Consider the following 15822-nt stretch of genomic DNA (forward strand, 5'->3'; position numbering starts at 1 on the left):
TCGCCTTGCGTCACTTTTTCTGGCCGATTTTGGGCTCAGTCCCCGTTCTGATCCGCGCGATATTGCCGCGATGGCGCCAGAAGATAAGCGCGCCCAACAGGATCAGCAAACTCACTGCACCGGGAAACCCGAGCAGGAACGCCAGCGGCACGGCAGCAACTGAAGCGACCAGCGCGCCCATGGACGAAATGCGCGTTGCAAATGCGCCCGCAAGCCAAGCCAGACAGCATCCGACCCCGACCGGGAAGGCCAGCGCGAGTACGATGCCCAGAAAAGTCGCGACCCCTTTGCCGCCCGCGAATCGCAACCAGACCGGATAGCAGTGACCGATCATGGCCATCAGCCCCGCGATCTGCGCGAGGTCTTCCCCCCCTGCGGCGCGCGCGGCCAGAACGGCCACGACTCCCTTGCCCCCGTCCAGAACAAGTGTGAGTGCTGCGGCAAGTTTATTCCCGGTCCGCAGGACGTTGGTCGCGCCGATGTTTCCAGACCCGATATCGCGCAGATTGCCCAGCCCCATGACCTTGGCCAGCACCATACCAAACGGGATCGACCCCAATAGGTAACCAATGACGCCCCAAAGAGCGAGTGCGGGCAGGGTGCTATCAATCAACGGCATCAGCTTCTTTCATAGACACGCTGGCCTGCGACATAGGTCGCGAGCACGCGGCCCTGCATGCGCGAGCCGTCAAATGGCGTGTTGCGGGATTTTGAGCGTAGCGTCGTGCGGTCCATCAAAAACGGTGCATCGGGGTCAAACAGCACAAGGTCTGCAGGTGCGCCTGCTGCCAGACGCCCGCTGTCGAGACCCAGCCGTTTTGCGGGGTTGAGCGACATGGCGCGCCACAGGGTCGGCAGGTCGATCAGATCCGCATGATAAAGCCGCATTGCCGCAGGCAAGAGCGTTTCAAGAGCCACCGCCCCTGACGCGGCTTCTTCAAAGGGCAGGCGCTTACTTTCCTCGTCCTGCGGAGTGTGCATCGAAGAGATCACGTCAATCAACCCGCTGCGCACGGCATCAGCCACAGCGAGGCGATCCGTCTCATCGCGCAGCGGCGGTTTCAGTTTGAAGAACGTCCGGTAATCCGCCACATCCAGCGCATTCAGCGTCAGGTGGTGGATCGAGGTGCCAGCGGTCACATCATGACCGTTCTGCTTGGCCCGCTCCAGCGCAGGAAGCGCGCGCGCGCAGGTGATCTGATCCGCATGGTATCGCGCGCCCGTCATCTCGACCAAGGCGATGTCCCGGTCCAGCGCCATACGCTCTGCCATGGGCGAAACCGCTGGCAACCCTCTGAGAGAGGCGAATTTGCCGGATGTTGCCACCGCTCCGGCACTGAGGCCGGGGTCTTGCGGGTGTGCGATGACCAAGGCCCCGAGGGAACGCGCATAGCTGAGCGCACGCGACAGAACTTTGGTGTCGGTCACCACGCGGTCGCAGTCTGTAAAGGCAACCGCACCTGCGTCCATCAGAAAGCCGATTTCGGTCATCTCGCGGCCCGCACGCCCCTTGGTCAGGGCGGCCATCGGCAAGACGTTCACGGCGGCTGCCTGATTGGCCCGCCGGGTCACGAATTCAAGCGTCTCGGGGCTGTCGATGGCCGGTGTCGTGTCGGGTCGCGTGACCATGGTTGTCACGCCACCCGCCGCTGCCGCACGTCCGGCGGAGCGATAGCTTTCCTTGTGACGCTCACCGGGTTCACAGACCTTGACACCGATATCGACAATCCCCGGAGCGAGGTGTTTGAGGTTGCAATCAACCGTTTCGCCATCGGGTCGCGCATTCTTGTCGAGCCGCTCGGTAATCCTGCCGTTTTCGATCCGCAGGCCACCAATTGAGATGGTGCCTGTTTCGGGGTCAACCAGCCGTGCATTTACAAGGTTGAGCGGTTTCATCATCAGCTTCCGACCCACAGCATCAAGCCGACCACGCCAAAGGCGACGAGCAGTGCAACCGTTGCAATTCGTCCGGACATGGCGGCGTCGGAGGGGCGTTTTTTGACGGGCGGATCTTCTGGCGGGTCCTGATTTGGTGCTGCCGAGGGTGTGCGCAGGTCTACCCCGCCGGTCCAGTCGGCCCCTTCCTGCGGGTAGGACCCGATCAGCGTCAACTCTGGTGCGGGCGTAATTTCTTGTGCAACGCCGCCAAAAGCAGAGGAATAGACGACCATGACCCAGCCATCGAGCGCCGACAGTTTGCCGCGGTCTTTCTCGAGCGAGGACGGGGTCGCTCCAGCGCCTTCCAATAGGTAATCGGCCAGTGCCATTTCGGAGAGGTCTGCAATGGCAAAAACCTCGACATGCTGAAGGTCCAGTTTCTTGGCACCCAAAGCGTCGTTCAGAGCGCTTTGGGTCTCTTCCGAACTTGCACTGTCGCGCAACGTTTTGGCGTCGGCTTCGCTCAAGGACAGGGCGAACACCCGGATCACACCGCTTTCAAGAGCAGGAACAGATATAGTGGTAATCATTCAGCACCTCGTGTGAGCCTTAGGTTTTGAGACAGCAAATCCATCGCGGCCATACGCACAGCGACACCCATTTCGACCTGATCCTGAATGACGCTGCGGTTGATGTCATCGGCGAGCGTGCCGTCAATTTCCACGCCTCTGTTCATGGGGCCGGGATGCATGATGATCGCATCCGGTTTGGCATTGGACAGTTTGTCGGCATCCAGCCCGAAGCGGTGGTAGTATTCACGCTCCGACGGAATAAAGCCGCCATCCATGCGTTCTTTCTGAAGCCGCAGCATCATCACCACATCGACGTCTTTCAGGCCCTCATTCATATCGTTGAAAACCTCAACGCCGAACTCTGAAATCCCCGCAGGCATCAGCGTGGGCGGGCCGATCAGACGTATGCGGTTTTCCATCTTGCCCAGCAGCATGATGTTGGATCGCGCCACACGGCTGTGCGCGATATCACCACAGATCGCGATGGATAGCCGGTGCAAACGCCCCTTGGCGCGCCGGATCGTCAGCGCATCCAGCAGGGCCTGTGTCGGGTGTTCATGACGCCCATCGCCCGCATTCAACACCGCACAATTCACTTTTTGCGCCAATAGATCGACAGCGCCGGATTGCGGGTGCCGTACCACCAGCAAATCAGGGTGCATCGCATTCAGGGTAAGCGCTGTATCAATCAGCGTCTCGCCCTTTTTGACCGAACTGGCCTGCATCGCCATGTTCATCACATCCGCACCCAGCCGCTTGCCTGCGATCTCAAAGCTCGCTTGCGTGCGGGTCGAGTTTTCGAAGAACATATTGATTTGGGTCAGACCCTTAAGGGCATCGGCATGTTTGTCGGGCTGTCGGTTGAGAGCTGCGTAGCTATCCGCAAGATCAAGCAATGTATTGATCTCTTCCGGGCGGAGAGCTTCGATACCAAGCAGGTGTCGGTGCGGAAACGTCATGAGCTACCCTATCGTGATTTCCAACCTTATAGGCAGGGGCTGTGTCATCGGCAAGGTGCTGACGCCAATGTGCAACTCGCTGTTTAGTTCGTGTGATGCGACGCGTAGAGTATGGCCATGGAATCATCCGACTTTCATCACGCTTTGGCTTTGCTGGACTGGCAAATCGAACTCGGTGCGACCGAGGCGATTGGTGAGACGCCCGTCAACCGGTACGAATTGCCTGATAAAGCAAAGGTGCAAAAGAAACCGGGCAGCGCGGTGATGACACCCGGCGCGGCAACGGTGGAAGAAAAAATTGATGGCGTTGAGGCTGCGCGTAAAGCAGCGCTTGGGGCGCAGGACCTTGAGCAGTTGCGCGCGGCATTGGCAGCATTTGATCATTGCGATCTAAAACGTGGCGCGCGCAATCTGGTGTTCAGCGACGGGGTGGCAGGTGCCAAGGTCATGATCATCGGCGAAGCGCCGGGGCGCGAGGAAGACATGCAGGGGCGTCCCTTTGTGGGGCGGGCCGGGCAGCTGCTGGACCGCATGCTGGCGGCCATCGACATGGGGCGCGAGCATCAAAGCGACCCGGTCTATATCACCAACGTTCTCCCTTGGCGCCCGCCACAGAACCGGGACCCAAGTTCGGAAGAAATCGCCATGATGCGCCCATTTGTCGAACGCCACATCGCCTTGGCAAAACCGCAGGTGCTGGTGATCATGGGCAATATCTCGGCGCAAACCTTGTTGGGCAAAAGGGGCATTACAAGGTTGCGCGGGCACTGGGTTGAGGCCTTTGGCGTACCGGCATTGCCTATGTTCCACCCCGCCTATCTGCTGCGCACACCCACCGCAAAACGCGAAGCATGGGCGGATTTGCTGAGCTTGCAGGCGCGATTGCAGAATGGTTGAGCCGCTCACGCTGATCGCTTTTGTGCCTGCTGCGCTGGCTTTGAACCTGACGCCGGGCGCTGATATGCTGTTTTGTCTCGCGCAGGGCGCGCGCAGAGGCGCAAGAGCCGCTTGGGCTGCCAGCGCGGGGATCGCCATCGGTGGCTTGGTGCATGTCTTTATTGCCGGTGCAGGGCTGAGTGCGATTTTGACAGCTTGGCCGGTGGCATTTGATATTATCCGTTGGATAGGGGTCGCCTATCTGGTCTGGCTGGCGGTAAATGCGCTGCGCAAACAGGCCGCGCCAGAGCAAACCGCGCCGTCCGGTTCAGGCCATGCATTTCGCGGGGGGCTGTTGATCAATCTGGCCAATCCAAAGGTCATCCTGTTCGTTCTTGCCTTCGTGCCGCAATTCGTCGTGCCGTCGGCCGGGTCGGTTCTTGGGCAGTTCATGGTTTTTGGATGTGTCATCGGGCTGGGTGGTTTCGTGGTGAACGGTGTGGTCGGGACATGGGCCGACGTATTGGCGCAGCGGTTTAAACGCGGTAGCCGGGTGCTGGACTTCCTCACCGCGGGAATTTTCTCGGCGCTTGCTGCGCGTTTAGCCATTCTGGAGGTAAGTTGACATGAGCCGTATCGATCAATCCAAAGACTTCATCGCCATCCGAATTGCGATTTTGACCGTGTCGGACACACGCGATCTGTCTCAGGACAAATCCGGCGATGTTCTGGTCCAGCGCCTGCTTGAGGCCGGGCATGAACTGGCCGACCGGCGTATTTTGCCTGATGAACGGGACCAGATTGCCGATCAATTGCGCATATGGTGCAAGGACAGCAGCATCGATGTGGTGATTTCAACCGGTGGCACCGGGCTGACCGGGCGCGATATCTCGGTAGAAGCGCACCGCGACGTTTACGAAAAAGAAATCGATGCCTTTGGAACTGTCTTCACGATCGTGTCCATGCAGAAAATCGGCACCAGTGCCGTGCAAAGCCGGGCAACGGCGGGTGTTGCCATGGGCACCTATCTATTTGCGCTGCCGGGCAGTCCGGGGGCCTGTAAGGATGCATGGGATGAAATTCTGGCGCGTCAACTTGACTACCGCCACCGGCCCTGCAACTTCGTCGAAATCCTGCCACGGCTGGACGAACACCAAAGACGCAAATAGCCCGAACACCCAACGCTTGGTCAGGGGTTGGTATTAACTGGCGGTGCGCTACATTTTCGCTTACATTTGAAAGCATTCAAAGGATTGGAGTGCAATGCGCTTCCTGCGGCAAAGCATGATCGGACTGTTCCTTGCGTCGGTGGCGCTGGGCCTGCTTGTTTACGCCGCACAATTGGTCAGCAGCGCGGTTCAATACAGCCTGAACAATGAACGCCAGCCCACGGAAGCGCGCGAACGCGTGTTCGTCGTCAACCTCGTAACAGCAGTAGAAGGACCGCAAACCCCTGTTCTTGAAACCTTCGGGGAGGTCAGTTCAAGGCGCCGCTTAGAACTGCGTGCAGCAATTGCGGGCCGGATCATCAACCTTTCCCCGGCCTTTGCAGAAGGCGGCACGGTCATGGCCGGTGAGGTGATTGTGTCAATTGATCCGGCGGATATGCAGTCGGCCTATGATCGTCTTGCGGCCGATCTGGCCGACGCAAAGGCCGAGGTGCGCGATGCGGACCGGGGGCTTGATCTGGCCCAGCAGGAAGAGCGCGCAGCACAACAGCAAGCGGTTCTGCGTGAACAGGCATTTGCGCGTCAGGTCGATCTGGCCGCGCGGGGCGTGGGGTCTGCGGCCTCCGTTGAAACTGCGGAGCTGGCCTCCGCAGCGGCGCAGGCCGTGGTCATTGCGCGCAGGCAAGCCGTCGCGCAGGCGCAGGCCCGCATCGATCAGGCCGCAACCCGTGTTGCACGCGCCGAGATCGCCCTTGCCGAGGCCGCGCGCAACCTAGCCGACACAGTCGTCGATGCGCCCTTCAGCGGCACATTGAGCAACACCGCTGCCGTTGAAGGTGGCTTGGTGGCCGCAAACGAGCGGCTTGCCGATCTGATTGACCCCAGCGATCTTGAGGTCGCTTTCCGAGTTTCTACGACCCAATATGCGCGGCTTCTGGATGAACAGGGCGTGTTGATTGATGCGCCCGTTGCGGTCCGGCTGGATGCCAACGGATCGGATCTGACGGCGACGGGCCGGATCAACCGTGTCAGCGGGGACACTGGCGAGGCACAGACCGGACGTCTGGTTTTTGCCCGGCTGGGGGCGGCGGCCGGATTTCGTCCCGGTGATTTCGTGACCGTCATGGTTCAGGAACCCACACTTGAGGATGTGATCCGGCTGCCTGCTTCGGCTGTGGGATCAAATGGTGAGGTTCTTGTTCTGGGCCAAGATGATCGGCTGGACGCTGTAGACGTTCAGGTCGTACGACGTCAGGGCGATGATGTTTTGGTACGCGCCACCGACCTCGTGGGTCGGGAGGTCGTGCGCGAGCGTTCGCCGTTGCTGGGCGTGGGTATTGCTGTGCGCCCCTTGCGCTCTGACGCCGAAGAGGCGCGCGCAATGCCACAGCTTTTGGACCTCAGCGCGGATCGTCGCGCGCGGTTGGTCGCTTTCGTGCAGAACGATACCCAGATGCCCGAGGCAGACAAAACGCAAGCGCTGGCCCAGCTGTCCCAACAGGCGGTTCCGGCGCATACCGTTGCGCGCCTGGAAAGCCGGATGGGAGGCTAGCCCGTGGCACGCCAGATCCCGTCTGCGGCAGGTGGTTTGCTTTCCTATTTCACCCGCCATCGCACACTGGCGAACCTGTTGTTTGTTCTGTTGCTTGTTTCCGGTCTGGCGGCGATCCCGAACATGCGCACGCAGTTCTTTCCGGACGTGGTGCTCGAAGAAATCCGGGTCAATATAAACTGGGACAATGCCAGCGCGGAGGACATGGACCGCGCCATCCTGCAACTGCTTGAACCGGCGGTTCTGGCGCTGGATGGCGTGGAAGGCACCATTTCCTTTACCGGCGAAGGCTGGGCGTCAACGCGCGTCAATTTTGAACCCGACTGGGATATGATGCGCGCGCTGGCGGATGTGCAGAACGCGGTTGACGGGATCGATGGGTTTCCCACTGAAATGGAAGAGCCGCGCGTTTTCCAGAGGTCGTGGACGGACCGGGTGACGGATGTTGTCATCACCGGGCCCGTTGGGCCGGACCAATTGGCGCTTTTCGCGGATGAATTGGTCGTGCGCCTTTTTGCGGCAGGCGTGACACGGACGAGTTTACAAGGGGTGGCCGCGCCGCAAACGCTGGTCGAGGTGCCCTCGGTCGAGCTGATCGCCAATGACATCACGATGGCGGAAATCGCCGCAGCCATTCGCGCAGAGGTGGATACCGACCCCGCTGGCGATGTATCTGGCGCGAATGCGCGTGTGACGACCGGGTCCGAAAAGCGGGACCCAGAACAGATCGCCTCGATTGTTTTGCGCTCCAACCCGGATGGCTCCAAGCTGACCATCGGGGATGTGGCGACGATCTCGCGGCAGGGGTCTGACCGGGGGCAAAGCTATTTTGTTGGTGACAATCCAGCGGTGTCGCTGCGCGTCAACAGATCGGCGCAGGGCGATGCCATCGAAATCCAGCGCACGGTTGAACGCGTCGCTGAAGAGCTGCAATCGACACTGCCCGAAGGCGTGACTGTTGATCTTGTGCGCACCAGGGCTGAGGCGATCTCAAGCCGGTTGAGCATTCTGGTTGAGAACGGATTGACCGGGCTGGCGCTGGTTGTCTGTCTGCTGTTTCTCTTTCTGAATGCGCGCACGGCGTTTTGGGTCGCGGCAGGCATCCCGGTGGCGATGATGGCGGCGATTGCGATCATGTATGCCGCCGGTTTGACGCTGAACATGATATCGCTGTTCGGCCTGATCATTACGCTGGGCATCGTTGTCGATGACGCCATCGTCGTCGGCGAACATGCGGATCACCGGGCGCGGCACCTGAATGAACCTCCGATGCAAGCCGCCGAGAATGCCGCCCGCCGCATGGCCATGCCCGTATTGGCGGCCACGCTCACGACTGTCATCGCCTTTTTCGGCCTGATGGCCGTGGGTGGGCGTTTTGGCACATTGATTCAGGATATCCCGCTGACGGTGATCGCCGTTTTGATCGCCTCGCTGATTGAATGCTTCTTGATCCTGCCAAACCATATGGCCCACGCGCTTGCGGCCAAGGCCAAGGAACGCTGGTATGACTGGCCCAGCCGGCAAGTCAATAAAGGGTTCCGGCATCTGCGCGAAACCCTGTTCCGCCCCTTTATCGCGGGCGTCATCACGGCGCGGTATGTGGTGTTGGCGGGGGTGGTTTTGATCCTCGCAAGCCAGCTGGCATTGTTTGTTCGGGGGGATGTGCAGTGGCGGTTTTTCAACGCGCCGGAACGCGGATCAGTCTCTGGCAACTTTGCGATGGTTGAAGGCGCGACGCGCGAGGATTCGATGGAGATGATGCGCGTGATGCAGGGCGCGACCAACGAGCTTGCCGCCGAATACGAGGAACGCTACGGCGCAAGCCCCGTTGATTATGTGCTGTCGGTCGTGGGCGGGCACACCGGGCGCGGGTTGAGCGGGTCTGGCTCAAAAGACAAGGACTTGCTGGGCGGCATCGCGATTGAGCTGATTGACGCAGAACTGCGGCCCTATTCCAGTTTCGCATTTGTGGCGGACCTGCAGGAGCGTGTTGAAAACCATCCGCTTGTCGAAACCGTCGCGTTTCGCGGCGGGCGGTCCGGGCCGGGGGGCGATTCGCTGAATGTCCGCCTTTACGGCGCTGAAACGGATCAACTCAAGGCGGCCAGTTTAGCCTTGCAGGACGCCTTGTTGCGCTACCCCGAGGTCAGCGCGCTCGAAGATACGCTGGCCTATGACAAGGAGGAATTGATCCTTGATCTGACGCCGCAAGGGCAGGCACTGGGCTTCAAGATTGATGATCTGGGCCGCAGTTTGCGCAATCGCCTCGGCGGCATCGAAGCGGCGACCTATCCCGAAGGGCCGCGCAGTGCGGAAATCCGCGTTGAACTGCCCGAAGGGGAGCTGACGGCTGACTTTCTCGAACGCACACAGTTGCGCAGCCCGACGGGGGCCTATGTGCTGCTTGCGGATATCGTCAGTGTGGAGCGGCGAACCGCGTTCAACTCCGTGCGGCGCGAAAACGGATTGCGTGTCATCTCCGTCACGGGGGACATCTCAGAAGATGATCCGGTGCGTGCGACAGAAATCGAGACAGCGTTGCGCGAGGAGATTCTGCCCGACATCGCCAGCACCTATCAACTGGACTGGCAGATGGCCGGGCTTGCCGAAGAAGAGAACTCCTTTCTCAGCGACGCCTTTACCGGGCTGATCCTCTGTCTGACGGGGATATACCTTGTGCTGGCCTGGGTTTTTGCCAGTTGGACGCGGCCCATCGTCGTCATGGCGATCATCCCCTTTGGCCTCGTCGGAGCGATTTATGGCCATTGGGTGTGGGACGTCCCCCTCAGTATGTTTACGGTCGTGGGCCTGTTGGGCATGACCGGGATCATCATAAACGATTCAATCGTTCTGGTCACGACTATTGACGAATACGCGCAGGATCGTGGGCTGATCCCGTCCATCATTGATGGGGCTGCGGACCGCCTGCGGCCTGTGTTGCTGACCACGCTGACAACGGTTCTTGGCATGATGCCGCTGCTTTATGAGACCAGCCAGCAAGCGCAGTTTCTCAAACCGACGGTGATTACTTTGGTCTATGGTCTGGGGTTCGGAATGCTGCTGGTGCTTCTGGTGGTGCCTGCTTTGATCGCGGTGCAGCACGATTTTGCCCGCCAACTCACCGCAACGCGGCGCGCGGTGTCCTCGCCCATGCGTGCCGGGTTTTACGCGCTCTGGTCCGTGATCGCCCTGTGGTTGGCGGTGACGCTTGGCTGGGCGTGGTGGCAGGGGGAAATCTATGCCCCCCTGCGCGCGACGTTCGGGTTTGCGGCAGAGGGCAACGCGATGTTCGGTGCGCTGGCGCTGTTTATCGCCGGGGCGGGTCTGCTGGCACTGATCGGGTATATAGTGTTGGCGCTGCGGTTGCTCCTCAAAGGCCAGCTGGAGGCTTAACCGGCGGTGCAGCCGCGGATATCAACCGCATATTTTGACCCCAAGACGGTAATCCGGATGGCGGATCGATCCAACGCGATTGGCCCGCCGTTCACATTCACCATATCCGACGTGGCCACGATGGTGCCGCCCCGACGCTTGGTTTTGGCTTCGCTCACCCAGATATCGCCCGGTCCGGGTTCAATCACGATGTATTCGGGATCCCCCGCAGACGGCATGGTCACCCGCGCCTCGATCTGCAGCCCGTCTGATGTGGGGCTGATGCTGCATTCCGTGGCACGCACACCGGCTTCTTTGGCGCTATAGGGTTGTTGTGCCAGCGCCGCCGCGATAGCGGGCGTGGGTTTGGGCGTATCTCCGGGGATCTCCCCGGTGAGCTCCAGCTCATGCGGGATACAGATGTCGGAACATATGCCAAGTTCCATCTTGGCATTCAGGCGGACCGACCGGTTCGCGTGCTTTGGTTCGATGCGCAGTGGAATGACCAGCGTGTTGTCATAGCCGACCGACCGCATGCCGTTTTGGTCAAACACCTTTGGCGTGGGCCATGAAATACCTACTGCTTCAAGGTTGCGCGAATAAGACCAGTCAAAACGGGGCGGAATGCCCGCATCGCCCGGTGCGCGCCAATAGGTCTTCCATCCCGGTGCCAGTGTGAGACGCAAAGCGGCCATACGGCTGCCATCCGATTGCACCCAGCCCGGCAGGATTTCGGCCGTTACCGGATTTTCAAATCGGTCCTGTGAGGATGCAGGGCTGGCGAGCAGCACAAAAAGTGCCAGAATTGAGAGGTTTCGCGTCATGCGGTATTCTATGCGGCACCGGCAACAAAAAGCCAAGTCACGTTCGGGTCAGCCATGTTTCGCGGATCATCGGTTCTTTGGTCTTGCACCATGCCCATGGGCGCGCCATCTTGAAGGGCAGAGTATTTACATGTTGCAAAGGATGGCACTTGGATCTGGGAGGTAAACTGCTTGTGGCGATGCCTTCAATGGGCGATCCGCGTTTTGAAAATGCGGTTGTGCTGATCTGCGCGCATTCGGCCAAAGGTGCGATGGGTCTGATCATCAACAAACCCACCCCCGAAATCCGCATGAGCGACGTGCTGGACCAACTGGATATACTGTCATCCCAAAAGGGGCGTGACATGGTGGTGCATTTTGGCGGACCGGTTGAGACAGGGCGCGGGTTTGTTCTGCATTCAACCGACTATACCTCCAGCCTGAATACTCTGGTGGTCGACGGTGCGTTCGGTATGACCGCGACGCTGGATATTCTGGAGGAGATCGCCGAAGGGCGCGGGCCATCCGACGCATTGATGATGCTCGGCTACGCCGGGTGGGGCGGAGGGCAGTTGGAAAACGAAATCGCACAGAACGGATGGTTGACGACAAATGCTTCCAGCGAGCTGGTCTTTGGCTTGCCAGCTGCGCGCAAATGGTCTGAGGCCTTGCACAGCCTTGGCGTTGACCCGATCAACCTGTCGCCAGCGGCAGGTCACGCCTGAACAACTAGAGCGTCTGACGAAATACCTGAAACATCGGGTGTCACGTAACGCGTTGAAATCTTTGATTTCAGGCAGCGTTATGTGATTCAGGTTTTTCGCATGACGCTTTAGGGGCGTGGTGCGGCCGCGCGTTGCAAACGATCGTTGATGGCGGCACCGAGACCCTGTCGGGGGATGGGTGCCACTGCGATGGCGCTGCCTGTGGCGTCCAGCTGGTGCAGGCAGTCAAAAAGAACGCTGGCCGCTTCGGTCAAATCCCCGCTGGGTGAGAGGTTCAGATCGCATGTCATCTCGCCAAAACCCAAAAAGACCTCACCATCGTGCGCCCTCTGTGCATTCAGGCGCACGCGGCCATTTGGGGCGTAATGTGACATAAGCTGTCCGGGTGCGGAAATCTTGCCTTCTGTTTCGCGCGACAGTGTTTGAGCCAGCACGCGCTCAATCTCTTCGGCAGGCAGGCCGCCGGGCCGCAAGAGACTGGCAGGCCCGTCAAGACCCACGATTGTGCTTTCCAGCCCTACACGGCACGGCCCGTCATCCAGAATTGCCCCAACTCTCATACCCAGCCCGTCGGACACATGCTGGGCGGTCGTGGGGCTGATTTTGCCAGATGGGTTTGCGGAGGGCGCGGCAACGGGACCGTCAAAGGCGCTCAGCAAGGCGCGCGCTGTGGGATGCGCGGGCACCCGCAAGGCCACAGTAGACAACCCGGCGGTCACAAGTGATGACAGTCCATGGCCCTCGGTGAGCGGCAGAACAAGGCTTAACGGGCCCGGCCAGAAGGCAGACGCCAGCTTTTCCGCCGTGTCAGACCAGTGGCAGAACCGCCGGGCATGCGTTGCGTCAAGAACATGCACAATCAGCGGGTTGAAACTTGGCCTGCCCTTAGCCTCGAAAATAGCGGCAACAGCGCGCCCATTGCGTGCATCCGCCCCTAGGCCGTAAACCGTTTCTGTTGGAAAGGCGACGAGCGCGCCCGCGCGCAACAGACCGGCTGCTTGCGCTATGCCATCTGTTGTCGGCGTCAGAAATGTTGGCTCTGTCGTGTTCATCAAACCCTGTGACGCCGCGTTTCTATTGCTGTGCCGGACCGGGCGGCCCATGCTGTAGCGACGCTTTATAAGCTGTGCTGCCTCTTGCCAAGGTAGCAGTACGTTTGAGGAGACCCCGCAATGCCATATCGCGCGCCCGTCGAAGAATTTTCTTTCCTGCTGAACAATGTGGTCGGATTTGATGAAGTGTCCGCCACGTCGATGTTTGAGGCAGCCTCCCCGGATGTAACGCAGGCCGTTCTGGTTGAGGCGGGCAAGCTGTGCGATGAGGTGCTCGCCCCCTTGCAGCGCATCGGGGACATGCATCCGGCGCGGCTTGAAAATGGCGTGGTCAGAACGCCCCCCGGCTTTGACGTGGCATGGAAAGCCATCGCGCAAGGGGGCTGGGTTGGCATGGCCGCAGATCCCGAATTTGGCGGCATGGCCTTGCCGATGGCGGTGACCAGTGCTGTGAACGAGATGATGAGTGGTGCGTGTTTGTCGTTGCAGATCGCACCGTTGATGGCGCAGGGCCAGATCGAAGCGTTGCAGCACCATGCCAGCGACGAGATCAAGGCGCTTTACTTGCCCAAACTGACCGCGGGTGAGTGGACCGCGACCATGAACCTGACCGAACCACAGGCGGGCTCGGATGTTGGTGCGCTGTCTTCAAAGGCGCAGCCCAACGGCGATGGCACCTATGCGGTGACGGGGCAGAAAATCTACATCAGCTGGGGCGATCACGACGTTGCGGACAACATCTGCCACCTTGTGCTGGCGCGTCTGCCCGATGCACCGGCGGGCACCAAGGGGATCAGCCTGTTTCTGGTGCCCAAGTTCATTCCGAACGCGGATGGCACGCTTGGCGCGCAGAACACCGTCAAGGTGGTGAGCCTTGAGCATAAGCTCGGCCTGCATGGATCGCCCACGGCTGTGATGCAATATGACGCCGCGACCGGCTGGCTGATTGGTGAGAAAGAAGGCGGTATGGCGGCGATGTTCACGATGATGAATAACGCGCGCCTTGGCGTCGGCGGGCAGGGGACCGGCGTGGCCGAGGCCGCCTATCAACACGCGCTGAGCTATGCGCGCGAGCGCAAACAGGGCAAGAGCGCTATCGTGGAACATGCCGATGTGCGCCGGATGCTGGGCACGATGAAGGCTGATATCTACGCCGCGCGCGCCATCGGGCTGACCTGCGCGGTGGCGATCGACATGGCGCATGCGACAGGAAGTGCCGACTGGCAGGCGCGCGCCGCCTTGCTGACGCCCATCGCCAAAGCCTTTGGCAGTGATACCGGGATTGCCGTCGCGGATGCGGGCATTCAAGTGCATGGCGGCATGGGTTTTGTCGAAGAAACCGGCGCGGCCCAGTTCAGCCGCGATGTGCGGGTGACCGCGATTTATGAGGGCACCAACGGTATTCAGGCCATGGACCTTGTCGCGCGCAAGATGGCGGATAACGGCGAGGCCGCACACCGTTTGCTGGATGAGATCGAAGCCTGCGCGGAGCATGCAAAAACCACCCTGCCGGAGCTTGCCGAAGCGGTCTGGCAGGCCTCTGAAAGCCTGCGCGAAAGCACCGAGTGGCTGGTGTCCGAGCGGGACATGAATGCGCGTTTTGCCGGTGCGACATGCTATCTGCGCGCCTTTGCACGTGTTCTGGGCGGCTATCTGCACCTGAAAGCAGCGCTTGCCGCACCCGGTGGGCCGCGAGAGGCGCTTGCACGTCTGTACATACGCCGTTTATTACCCGAGCACATAGCCCTGCTGGCGCAGGCGCAGATTGGTGCAGATGACCTTTATGGTCTGACGCTTGAGGAATTGGCAGCCTGATGAAAGATCAACCACCACAAGGCCTTCGGTATCCGTGGGAAAACCCGCCCGAAGAGGGCACGGCGACGCAGGTTGCCCCCGGCGTTCTCTGGATGCGCTTGCCGCTGCCGATGAAACTGGACCACGTAAACATCTATGCGCTGGATGACGGTGATAGCTGGACGGTGGTGGATACTGGTTTTGCCTCCCGGCGCACAAAGGCGATCTGGCGGACGCTGATGGACGGCCCGCTGCAAGGCAAGCCGATCACGCGCGTTATTGTCACGCATCATCACCCTGATCACGTTGGTCTTGCGGGGTGGCTGCAATCCGGATTTGGGGCTGAGCTGCTGACCACACGGACCGCATGGCTGTTTTCGCGGATGCTCACGCTGGATGAACAGGCCGTGCCATCGGACGAGAGCATCGCCTTTTATCAAAGCGCGGGGATGGACCCGGAGGTTCTGGCGCGGCGCCGGGTGGAACGCCCGTTCAACTTTGCAGATGTGGTGGCCCCCATGCCCTTGGGCTTTACGCGCCTAAAACAGGGCGATGTGATCGAATTCGGCGGGCGTCAGTGGGACATCCACACCGGGAATGGCCATGCACCTGAACATGCCACCTTCTGGAGTCGGGACGACAATCTGGTGATTGCGGGCGATCAGATTCTGCCCTCCATCAGCCCCAATATCGGGGTTTATGCCACCGAACCGATGGCCGACCCGATCGGCGACTGGCTCGAAAGCTGCGAACGTTTTGCCGCTATCGCGCGGCCTGATCATCTGGTTCTGGGGGGGCACAAGCTGCCCTTCACCGGGCTGCCGATGCGCCTGTCGCAACTGATTGACAATCACCATGGCGCGCTGAGCAGGCTATTGGCGTTTATCGACACGCCAAAGGCCGCGGGCGAGTGTTTTGCGCCACTGTTCAAACGCAGCATCGGGGATGGTGAATATGGTCTGGCGCTGGTGGAGGCGGTCGCACACGTTAGCCACCTTTACCAATCCGGGCTTGCGACACGCACACTTCGCGGCGATGGTGCGTGGGTGTATCAGCGCAAGGAGTAAATG

At 60.3% G+C, this 15822-nt stretch carries 14 protein-coding genes; 8 read left to right on the forward strand and 6 right to left on the reverse strand.

Annotation, left to right across the window (positions count from 1 at the left end; translation table 11 throughout):
* Positions 1 to 10 precede the first annotated feature (10 nt).
* The 4 genes from plsY to K5Q35_RS14290 are packed head-to-tail and all read right to left on the reverse strand — an operon-like array spanning position 11 to position 3409.
* Positions 11 to 619 carry a glycerol-3-phosphate 1-O-acyltransferase PlsY gene (gene plsY, locus K5Q35_RS14275; protein WP_220800038.1) on the reverse strand — a complete coding sequence of 203 codons (609 nt, stop codon included), beginning with the start codon at positions 617 to 619 and terminating at the stop codon, positions 11 to 13.
* Complete coding sequence (pyrC, locus tag K5Q35_RS14280; RefSeq protein WP_220800039.1) at positions 619 to 1899, reverse strand: dihydroorotase; 1281 nt, start codon at positions 1897 to 1899, stop codon at positions 619 to 621. Before pyrC ends, plsY begins: the two co-directional genes overlap by 1 nt.
* The gene (locus K5Q35_RS14285; protein WP_220800040.1) at positions 1899 to 2468 is read right to left on the reverse strand and encodes a hypothetical protein; all 570 of its coding nucleotides are present in this window, start codon (positions 2466 to 2468) and stop codon (positions 1899 to 1901) included. Before K5Q35_RS14285 ends, pyrC begins: the two co-directional genes overlap by 1 nt.
* Positions 2465 to 3409, reverse strand: a complete 945-nt coding sequence (locus K5Q35_RS14290; RefSeq protein WP_013962661.1) for an aspartate carbamoyltransferase catalytic subunit — start codon at positions 3407 to 3409, stop codon at positions 2465 to 2467. The genes K5Q35_RS14285 and K5Q35_RS14290 overlap by 4 nt, the downstream gene beginning before the upstream one ends.
* Before the next feature lie 117 nt (positions 3410 to 3526).
* On the opposite strand from K5Q35_RS14290, the gene K5Q35_RS14295 reads away from it, so the two are divergent.
* The 5 genes from K5Q35_RS14295 to K5Q35_RS14315 all read left to right on the forward strand — a co-directional run bounded on the left by K5Q35_RS14295 (position 3527) and on the right by K5Q35_RS14315 (position 10399).
* The gene (locus tag K5Q35_RS14295) at positions 3527 to 4306 is read left to right on the forward strand and encodes a uracil-DNA glycosylase family protein (RefSeq protein WP_220800041.1); all 780 of its coding nucleotides are present in this window, start codon (positions 3527 to 3529) and stop codon (positions 4304 to 4306) included.
* Positions 4299 to 4910 (forward strand): LysE family translocator, encoded by a 612-nt coding sequence (locus K5Q35_RS14300; RefSeq protein WP_220800042.1) that lies wholly within the window; start codon positions 4299 to 4301, stop codon positions 4908 to 4910. The genes K5Q35_RS14295 and K5Q35_RS14300 overlap by 8 nt, the downstream gene beginning before the upstream one ends.
* A gap of 1 nt (position 4911) precedes the next feature.
* Complete coding sequence (gene moaB, locus K5Q35_RS14305) at positions 4912 to 5454, forward strand: molybdenum cofactor biosynthesis protein B (RefSeq protein ID WP_013962658.1); 543 nt, start codon at positions 4912 to 4914, stop codon at positions 5452 to 5454.
* A 94-nt stretch (positions 5455 to 5548) separates the two neighbouring features.
* Positions 5549 to 7006: an efflux RND transporter periplasmic adaptor subunit gene (locus K5Q35_RS14310; protein WP_220800043.1), complete on the forward strand. Its 1458-nt coding sequence runs from the start codon at positions 5549 to 5551 to the stop codon at positions 7004 to 7006.
* Between the two features lie 3 nt (positions 7007 to 7009).
* The gene (locus K5Q35_RS14315) at positions 7010 to 10399 is read left to right on the forward strand and encodes an efflux RND transporter permease subunit (RefSeq protein WP_220800044.1); all 3390 of its coding nucleotides are present in this window, start codon (positions 7010 to 7012) and stop codon (positions 10397 to 10399) included.
* On the opposite strand, the gene K5Q35_RS14320 is transcribed toward K5Q35_RS14315, so the two are convergent.
* A complete protein-coding gene (locus K5Q35_RS14320; RefSeq protein ID WP_220800045.1) occupies positions 10396 to 11202 on the reverse strand; it encodes a protein-disulfide reductase DsbD domain-containing protein in 807 nt (268 codons plus the stop codon). The genes K5Q35_RS14315 and K5Q35_RS14320 overlap by 4 nt on opposite strands.
* 149 nt (positions 11203 to 11351) lie before the next feature.
* Between K5Q35_RS14320 and K5Q35_RS14325 the strand changes: the two genes are divergently transcribed.
* Positions 11352 to 11906 carry a YqgE/AlgH family protein gene (locus tag K5Q35_RS14325; protein WP_013962654.1) on the forward strand — a complete coding sequence of 185 codons (555 nt, stop codon included), beginning with the start codon at positions 11352 to 11354 and terminating at the stop codon, positions 11904 to 11906.
* Positions 11907 to 12013: 107 nt separating this feature from the next.
* On the opposite strand, the gene K5Q35_RS14330 is transcribed toward K5Q35_RS14325, so the two are convergent.
* Positions 12014 to 12958: an L-threonylcarbamoyladenylate synthase gene (locus tag K5Q35_RS14330; protein WP_220800046.1), complete on the reverse strand. Its 945-nt coding sequence runs from the start codon at positions 12956 to 12958 to the stop codon at positions 12014 to 12016.
* 120 nt (positions 12959 to 13078) lie between these two features.
* Between K5Q35_RS14330 and K5Q35_RS14335 the strand changes: the two genes are divergently transcribed.
* Both K5Q35_RS14335 and K5Q35_RS14340 read left to right on the forward strand, forming a co-directional pair.
* Positions 13079 to 14773 (forward strand): acyl-CoA dehydrogenase, encoded by a 1695-nt coding sequence (locus K5Q35_RS14335; RefSeq protein WP_220800047.1) that lies wholly within the window; start codon positions 13079 to 13081, stop codon positions 14771 to 14773.
* On the forward strand, positions 14773 to 15819 hold the full coding sequence (locus K5Q35_RS14340; protein ID WP_220800048.1) for an MBL fold metallo-hydrolase: 1047 nt from the start codon (positions 14773 to 14775) through the stop codon (positions 15817 to 15819). Before K5Q35_RS14335 ends, K5Q35_RS14340 begins: the two co-directional genes overlap by 1 nt.
* Positions 15820 to 15822: the final 3 nt, after the last annotated feature.

The sequence above is a fragment of the Roseobacter sp. OBYS 0001 genome (genome assembly GCF_019654895.1).
Classification (GTDB): domain Bacteria; phylum Pseudomonadota; class Alphaproteobacteria; order Rhodobacterales; family Rhodobacteraceae; genus Roseobacter; species Roseobacter litoralis.